At 54.4% G+C, this 2,500-nt stretch carries 1 tRNA gene and 2 rRNA genes (1 of these 3 cut by a window edge); all 3 read left to right on the top strand.

Features of this window, described 5'->3' with window-relative positions:
• A 23S ribosomal RNA gene (locus tag CO667_RS34145) occupies positions 1 to 1,936 on the top strand; it begins 968 nt to the left of the window's first position.
• A gap of 262 nt (positions 1,937 to 2,198) precedes the next feature.
• A 5S ribosomal RNA gene (gene rrf, locus CO667_RS34140) occupies positions 2,199 to 2,313 on the top strand.
• Positions 2,314 to 2,420: 107 nt separating this feature from the next.
• Positions 2,421 to 2,497 (top strand) — tRNA-Met (locus CO667_RS34135).
• Positions 2,498 to 2,500: the final 3 nt, after the last annotated feature.

The following is a 2,500-nucleotide window of genomic DNA, read 5'->3' as shown; positions in this document are numbered from 1 at the left end:
TTTAGGTAGAGCGTCGAGCGAATACCCCCGGGGGTAGAGCACTGGATGGGCTATGGGGACTCACCGTCTTACTGATCCTAACCAAACTCCGAATACCGGGGAGTACTACTCGGCAGACACACGGCGGGTGCTAACGTCCGTCGTGAAAAGGGCAACAACCCTAACCTCCAGCTAAGGTCCCCAAGTCATGGCTAAGTGGGAAAGGATGTGAGGATCCCAAAACAACCAGGATGTTGGCTTAGAAGCAGCCATCATTTAAAGAAAGCGTAACAGCTCACTGGTCTAAATAAGGGTCTTTGCGCCGAAAATGTAACGGGGCTGAAGCCATGCACCGAAGCTGAGGATGTGTAGCAATACACGTGGTAGCGGAGCGTTCCGTAAGCTGATGAAGGGAGACCTGTGAGGGCTCCTGGAGGTATCGGAAGTGCGAATGTTGACATGAGTAACGATAAAGAGGGTGAGAGACCCTCTCGCCGAAAGACCAAGGGTTCCTGCTTAAAGTTAATCTGAGCAGGGTTAGCCGGCCCCTAAGGCGAGGCAGAAATGCGTAGTCGATGGGAACCACGTTAATATTCGTGGGCCTGGTGGTAGTGACGGATTGCACAAGTTGTTCTGGTTTATTGGATTATCAGGGCAGCGGAGCGGTTCCAGGAAATAGCTCCACCGTATAGACCGTACCCGAAACCGACACAGGTGGTCAGGTAGAGTATACCAAGGCGCTTGAGAGAACTATGTTGAAGGAACTCGGCAAATTGCACGCGTAACTTCGGAAGAAGCGTGACCCCATTTTACGCAAGTATGATGGGGTGGCACAGACCAGGGGGTAGCGACTGTTTATCAAAAACACAGGGCTCTGCGAAGTCGCAAGACGACGTATAGGGTCTGACGCCTGCCCGGTGCTGGAAGGTTAAGAGGAGAGGTGCAAGCTTTGAATCGAAGCCCCAGTAAACGGCGGCCGTAACTATAACGGTCCTAAGGTAGCGAAATTCCTTGTCGGGTAAGTTCCGACCTGCACGAATGGCGTAACGACTTCCCCGCTGTCTCCAACATAGACTCAGTGAAATTGAATTCCCCGTGAAGATGCGGGGTTCCTGCGGTCAGACGGAAAGACCCCGTGCACCTTTACTATAGCTTTACACTGGCATTCGTGTCGGCATGTGTAGGATAGGTGGTAGGCTTTGAAGCGGGGACGCCAGTTTCCGTGGAGCCATCCTTGAAATACCACCCTTATCGTCATGGATGTCTAACCGCGGCCCGTCATCCGGGTCCGGGACAGTGTATGGTGGGTAGTTTGACTGGGGCGGTCGCCTCCGAAAGAGTAACGGAGGCGCGCGATGGTGGGCTCAGACCGGTCGGAAATCGGTCGTCGAGTGCAATGGCATAAGCCCGCCTGACTGCGAGACTGACAAGTCGAGCAGAGACGAAAGTCGGTCATAGTGATCCGGTGGTCCCGCGTGGAAGGGCCATCGCTCAACGGATAAAAGGTACGCCGGGGATAACAGGCTGATGACCCCCAAGAGTCCATATCGACGGGGTTGTTTGGCACCTCGATGTCGGCTCATCGCATCCTGGGGCTGGAGCAGGTCCCAAGGGTTTGGCTGTTCGCCAATTAAAGCGGTACGTGAGCTGGGTTCAGAACGTCGTGAGACAGTTCGGTCCCTATCTGCCGTGGGTGTAGGAATATTGACAGGATCTGTCCCTAGTACGAGAGGACCGGGATGGACATATCTCTGGTGGACCTGTTGTCCTGCCAAGGGCATAGCAGGGTAGCTATATATGGACGGGATAACCGCTGAAGGCATCTAAGCGGGAAACCCACCTGAAAACGAGTATTCCCTATCAGAGCCGTGGAAGACGACCACGTTGATAGGCCGGGTGTGGAAGTGCGGCAACGCATGAAGCTTACCGGTACTAATAGCTCGATCGGCTTGATCGTTCTCATTGACTATGCTCATCTCCCGGCAAACGCCTAGCGTTTGTCCGGATCGATGATCAGACCTTTGTCCTGACGCGCCAATGGCGCTGCGGACGGCCCGCCATCTAGGGTATTTTGCTAAAGCAAAAACCCGGGATTGGCGACGGCCTCTGGCCTGTATGGGTGCCACAAGCACCCGCAGCCGGAAAAGATCCAAAGACGTGTTCAAAAAAAACAGGCTAACGCCTGCCAGCTTCTCAAACATTAAGTTGCGCTTTGCCGACCTGGTGGTTATGGCGGGGTGGCTGCACCCGTTCCCTTTCCGAACACGGCCGTGAAACGCCCCTGCGCCCATGGTACTTCGTCTTAAGACGCGGGAGAGTAGGTCGCTGCCAGGTCTGCAAAACGCAACTTTTTGAAAAAAATCTTCTCATTCACAGACAACGGCCCATAGCCGAAACAAAAGGGCCGCTCTCAAAGCGGCCTTTCGTGTTAAAATATATCTCGCGGGGTGGAGCAGCCCGGTAGCTCGTCAGGCTCATAACCTGAAGGCCGCAGGTTCAAATCCTGCCCCCGCAACCAAAC

Source organism: Rhizobium sp. L43 (genome assembly GCF_002531725.1).
Classification (GTDB): Bacteria; Pseudomonadota; Alphaproteobacteria; order Rhizobiales; family Rhizobiaceae; genus Rhizobium.
This window is presented reverse-complemented; position numbering and strand designations above follow the sequence as displayed.